The 4,975-nt window shown below is 51.4% G+C and carries 5 protein-coding genes and 3 pseudogenes; 7 read left to right on the forward strand and 1 reads right to left on the reverse strand.

Annotated elements, in window-relative coordinates; translation table 11 throughout:
• Together DXB70_RS13720 and DXB70_RS13725 are read left to right on the forward strand one after the other, a co-directional pair.
• Positions 1-233, forward strand: a pseudogene (locus DXB70_RS13720) (DNA primase); the annotation flags it as partial.
• Positions 202-1,539, forward strand: a complete 1,338-nt coding sequence (locus tag DXB70_RS13725) for a virulence-associated E family protein (protein WP_118673478.1) — start codon at positions 202-204, stop codon at positions 1,537-1,539. The pseudogene DXB70_RS13720 and the gene DXB70_RS13725, both read left to right, overlap by 32 nt.
• Before the next feature lie 28 nt (positions 1,540-1,567).
• On the opposite strand, the gene DXB70_RS14650 is transcribed toward DXB70_RS13725, so the two are convergent.
• Positions 1,568-1,807 carry a hypothetical protein gene (locus tag DXB70_RS14650; protein WP_021682886.1) on the reverse strand — a complete coding sequence of 80 codons (240 nt, stop codon included), beginning with the start codon at positions 1,805-1,807 and terminating at the stop codon, positions 1,568-1,570.
• Here DXB70_RS14650 and DXB70_RS13735 point away from each other — a divergent pair.
• The 5 genes and pseudogenes from DXB70_RS13735 to DXB70_RS13755 all read left to right on the forward strand — a co-directional run.
• Positions 1,781-1,978: a hypothetical protein gene (locus tag DXB70_RS13735; protein ID WP_006873181.1), complete on the forward strand. Its 198-nt coding sequence runs from the start codon at positions 1,781-1,783 to the stop codon at positions 1,976-1,978. The two genes, DXB70_RS14650 and DXB70_RS13735, sit on opposite strands and share 27 nt — an antisense overlap.
• Positions 1,979-3,649, forward strand: coding sequence for a recombinase family protein (locus tag DXB70_RS13740; RefSeq protein ID WP_118673479.1), 1,671 nt, complete (start codon positions 1,979-1,981; stop codon positions 3,647-3,649).
• Positions 3,650-3,739: 90 nt separating this feature from the next.
• Positions 3,740-3,823 (forward strand): annotated as a pseudogene (locus tag DXB70_RS13745) (Maff2 family protein); the annotation flags it as partial.
• A gap of 39 nt (positions 3,824-3,862) precedes the next feature.
• Positions 3,863-4,729 (forward strand): VirB6/TrbL-like conjugal transfer protein, CD1112 family, encoded by an 867-nt coding sequence (locus tag DXB70_RS13750; RefSeq protein WP_118673480.1) that lies wholly within the window; start codon positions 3,863-3,865, stop codon positions 4,727-4,729.
• A 42-nt stretch (positions 4,730-4,771) separates the two neighbouring features.
• Positions 4,772-4,975, forward strand: a pseudogene (locus DXB70_RS13755) (stage V sporulation protein G); the annotation flags it as partial.

Genomic DNA, 4,975 nt, shown 5'->3' on the forward strand with positions numbered 1-4,975 from the left:
CCCCGGAGGAAGCCTTTCATCCCCGGTTTGTGGAAGCCTTGCAGAAGCAAGACCAAGTGGAATATCTGCTGGATGTGCTGCTATTTGGGGAGACAGAGGAAAAAGCGGCTTTGATTACGGACTACGGAAAGGATGTGATACAGCTTGAACAGCGAATGGCAGAGCTTGCAGCCGCAGACGCAGCAAGAACTAAAAAACACCATGAACGCCATGCAGCCGCCCCAGAGCATTGAGGAAATCAAGGCGGGGCTGGAAACCACCGAGAAAGGCGGTGTCCGTCAGAGCATACGGAACTGCCTGACCGTATTCCAGCGTGACCCGCTGCTTTCCGGGGCTATCGCATACAACATCCTGACTGACCGCAAGGACATTATAAAGCCCATCGGCTTCTACAGAGAAAGCACCGCCCTGAACGATACGGACATGAAGTATCTGCTTCTCTATCTGGAAGAAACCTATGGGCTTACCAATGAGAAAAAGATTGATAACGCCATCGGGATTGTGGCGAATGAAAACAAGTACCATCCCATCCGGGACTATTTAAGTGCCCTTGTGTGGGACGGTACAGAACGAATTCGCTTCTGTCTGCGGCACTTTCTGGGGGCTGACGCAGACGATTACACTTATGAAGCGTTGAAGCTGTTCCTGCTGGGTGCAATCTCACGAGCCTTTCAGCCGGGGTGCAAGTTTGAAATCATGCTCTGTCTGGTCGGCGGTCAGGGGGCTGGCAAGTCCACCTTCTTCCGTCTGCTGGCAGTCCGGGACGAGTGGTTCTCCGATGATTTGCGGAAGCTGGACGATGACAATGTGTACCGCAAGCTGCAAGGTCACTGGATTATCGAAATGTCGGAAATGATGGCAACCGCCAACGCCAAGAGCATTGAGGAAATCAAGTCATTTTTAAGCCGGCAGAAAGAGGTTTACAAGATACCCTATGAAACCCACCCGGCAGACCGCCCCCGTCAGTGCGTGTTTGGCGGCACTTCCAATGCCCTTGACTTCCTGCCCCTTGACCGTTCAGGCAACCGCCGTTTTATCCCGGTCATGGTGTACCCGGAGCAAGCCGAGGTTCACATTTTGGAGGACGAAGCTGCTTCCAGAGCCTATATCGAGCAGATGTGGGCAGAAGCGATGGAGATTTACCGAAGCGGCAGGTTCAAGCTGGCTTTCAGCCCCGCCATGCAGCGGTATCTCAAAGAACACCAGCGGGATTTTATGCCGGAGGACACCAAAGCAGGGATGATACAGGCGTATCTTGATAAGTACACCGGGAGCATGGTCTGCTCCAAGCAGCTCTACAAGGAAGCCTTGAACCATGCCTTTGACGAGCCGAAGCAATGGGAAATCCGGCAAATCAACGAGATTATGAACCAGTGCATTGACCGCTGGCGGTACTTCCCGAACCCAAGGATGTTTTCTGAATATGGCAGACAAAAGGGCTGGGAGCGTGAAAACCCGGCAACGGACTCCGGCAACCCGTCTGAAAAAACGATGGACGGTTTTGTGGAGGTCACAGAACAGATGGAGCTTCCATTCTGAAAATGACAGCCCGTTGCACCCCCTGTTGCTATCCCGTTGCCGAGCCGGTTGCCGGGGAAAAACCTTTATTTCCGGGCTTTTCTCCCTTATAACAACCAAAACAACAGAAAAATAAAAGAAAAGTATAAATAGTAACCATCGCCAGATTGAGATTGTTTGCAAGGTCTTTTGAAGCCCGTTGCCGGACTTCGTTGCCGACACCCTCTGTCTGGCTATTTTCATGTATGGAGGATAACTGCCTATGGCAAAAAACAAAACAGAGATTCATGTGACTACTGTGTTTGACGGGGAGCTTGACGCAACCGATGTGTTCGTCAGCCTGATTTCCCAGAAATATGGAAAGACAAATTCAAAAGAATATCTTGCTAAAAAGAAAGATTTGAAGTATAATGAAGATGAGGTTCAAAAGAGCCAGATACCGTCTGGATTGTGTGGGTAAATGGCTATGATGAACGAAATGGAATACAGAACAATCGGTTCGGCACTTGCCGGAGGGTATCGTGCAGCGGTCTATTGCAGGCTGTCAAAGGACGATGACCTGCAAGGCGAAAGTGCCAGTATCGCAAACCAGCGTGATATGCTGGAAAAATACTGCGAAAGGCAGGGGTGGGAGGTTGTTGCAGTCTATCAGGACGATGGCTTCACAGGTCTTAATATGGAGCGTCCTGATTTACAGAGAATGTTGAGAGCCATTGAGCGCAGGCAAATCAACCTTGTCATCACGAAAGACCTCAGCCGACTGGGGCGTAACTATCTGCAAACCGGGCATTTGATTGAGGACTTTTTCCCAAGAAACGGTGTCCGCTATATCGCCATGAATGACGGTATCGACACCCTGCGGGATAACAACGACATCGCCCCGTTCAAGAATATCCTGAACGAGATGTACAGCAAGGATATTTCCAAGAAAGTCCATTCCTCTTATCTTCTGAAAGCGCAGAAAGGACAGTTTACCGGGTGTCTTGCCCCGTTTGGGTATCGGAAAGACCCGGAGGACAAAAACCATCTGCTCATTGACGAGGAAACCGCCCCGATTGTGCGGCTGATTTTCGGATATGCCCTAAACGGTCATGGTCCGAACTATATCCGCAGACGGCTGGAGGAAGAAAAAATCCCCTGCCCCACATGGTGGAACCGGGAACGGGGGCTTCGCAATACCCGCACCAAATGGGAAAAGAAAGACCCGGAAAACGGGCGGTATATGTGGGACTTCTCCGTTATCAAAGACCTTTTGATGAATCCCGTCTACACCGGGGCGATTGCTTCCCAGAAAAAGGACTACCGTTTCAAAATCGGCACGATTGGGGAAAAGAAGCCGGAGGACTGGATTGTGGTGGAGGGACAGCATGAACCGCTGATTGACCGCATGAGCTTTGACATTGTGCAGAACAAGCTGAAATCCCGCCAGCGTCCGGGGCAGACCAATGAAATCAGCCTGTTTGCCGGACTGTTAAAATGCGGCGAGTGTAGGAAGTCGCTGACGGTACGCTATACAAACGCAAAACATCCCCAGCGGATTTATTCCTGCAAGACCTACAACGCCTTTGGAAAGAACCACTGCACCCAGCACCGGATTGATTATGACACCCTTTACAGCCATGTGCTGCGGAAAATCCGGGAATGTGCCAGAGCTGCCCTGATGGACGGGGAAGCGGTTGCCGACCGCCTGACCAATACCTGTGAAGCCGAGAAGCGGGAACAGCGTGAAGCAATGGAACGCTCCCTTACAAGGGACGAGGAACGGATTGAGGTTCTGGACAAAATGGTCATGCGGCTTTATGAGGATATGATTGCAGGGCGTATCAGTGAGCAGAATTTCAACACCATGCTGGAAAAGACACAGACCGAGCAGACGGAGCTTAAAACAAAAGTGTCAGAGGGCAGAAAGCGGCTGTCCGATGAAGTCCAGCTTGCCAATGACGCAAAACAATGGGTGGAAGCCATTCAGGAATACGCCAACATCACAGAGCTGGACGCAGCCACCCTCAACCGCTTAATCAAAGAAATCGTCGTGCATGAGCGCATTGACGAAGATAAAACAAGACACATTTCTATCGAAATTCATTTTAATCTCAAACCCATCCCGGAGGTGGAACAGGTCACTGCCTGACCTGTCCCGCCGGGACGGTTCTCTTAAAAACACCATATAGATTTTTTGTACGCCGCCGCCCGCCATCGAGCAGAGTTTTACACCTAATTGGGGATAAAACAGCTCATGGCTGGCGGCGGTGTCGTTCTGATCGGCCTTCAGCTTATCCCTCTGCTGTCCGGTCTGTTCAGCTAAGTGTCACCCGTTGTCCCTTTTTCCAGAAGGAGCTGATGTATGGACTTTATCATCGACGCAATCGTTGAATGGCTGAAAGGTCTGCTCGTCGATGGTATCATGGGAAATCTGGATGGCCTTTTCGATAACGTCAATCAGAGCGTTGGCGAGATCGCCACACAGGTAGGCACGACCCCGGCGGACTGGAACGCCGGGGTCTTTTCCATGATACGACAGATCTCTGAAACTGCCATCCTGCCAATCGCCGGGGTCATCCTCACTTTTGTAATGACCTATGAGCTGATACAGATGCTCATAGAACGCAACAACCTCCATGAAGTTGACACATGGATGTTTTTTAAGTGGGTGTTCAAAACCTTTGTGGCTGTGATGATCCTGACGAATACCTTCAATATCGTGCTGGCGGTCTTTGATGTGAGCCAGCATGTGATCCAGCAGTCAGCGGGCATTATCCAGAACGGGACAGAGATCACGCCGGATGTGCTGGACAGTCTGCGGACAGAGCTTGAGGCGAGGGAGTTAGGCCCTCTGTTCGGACTCTGGCTACAATCCTTCCTGATCCAGCTTACCATGATTGCCTTAAATATCGTGATCTTCGTCATCGTGTATGGCCGTATGACTGAAATCTATTTACTCACAAGTTTAGCGCCTATCCCGTTTGCCACAGTCCCCAACAGGGAAACCGGACACATGGGGCAGAACTATTTCCGCTCCCTCTTTGCGGTGGGCTTTCAAGGTCTGTTGATCTTAGTCTGTGTCGCAATCTATGCGGTGCTGATCCAGAGTATCGCCACCGACGGCGACCCCATCGGGGCGATCTGGGGCTGCGTGGGATATACGGTGCTGCTGTGTTTTACCTTATTCAAAACAGGCAGTCTTGCAAAATCCATCTTCGGCTGCCATTAAGAGACTTCGGGCCATGCTGACCCGAAGCGGAAAGGAGGCGGTATGCCTCGGCGTTACAAACAGGGTGCGGACGGACAGCCGCACCCGGCTTTCTATGGAAAGCTCCCCGAAGAATTTTCTAAAGCAGACACCATGCGCTTTATGGTGGAAACCGATCTGAAACTGTCCGGGTGCGTATCGGCGGACACGCTGGCGGCACTCCGGGCGGAAGGCTATGACTACAAGGACGGGAACCTTGTTCCCGCC

Source organism: Clostridium sp. OM05-5BH (assembly GCF_003481505.1).
In the GTDB taxonomy this organism is placed as follows: Bacteria; Bacillota; Clostridia; order Lachnospirales; family Lachnospiraceae; genus Otoolea; species Otoolea fessa.

What these genes read in the sequence shown, in the direction of transcription:
- DXB70_RS13725 (WP_118673478.1), top strand. Translation starts at nt 202, where the DNA reads ATGAACGCCATGCAGCCGCCCCAGAGCATTGAGGAAATCAAGGCGGGG.
- DXB70_RS13735 (WP_006873181.1), top strand. Translation starts at nt 1,781, where the DNA reads ATGGCAAAAAACAAAACAGAGATTCATGTGACTACTGTGTTTGACGGG.
- DXB70_RS14650 (WP_021682886.1), bottom strand. Translation starts at nt 1,807, where the DNA reads ATGAATCTCTGTTTTGTTTTTTGCCATAGGCAGTTATCCTCCATACAT.
- DXB70_RS13740 (WP_118673479.1), top strand. Translation starts at nt 1,979, where the DNA reads ATGGCTATGATGAACGAAATGGAATACAGAACAATCGGTTCGGCACTT.
- DXB70_RS13750 (WP_118673480.1), top strand. Translation starts at nt 3,863, where the DNA reads ATGGACTTTATCATCGACGCAATCGTTGAATGGCTGAAAGGTCTGCTC.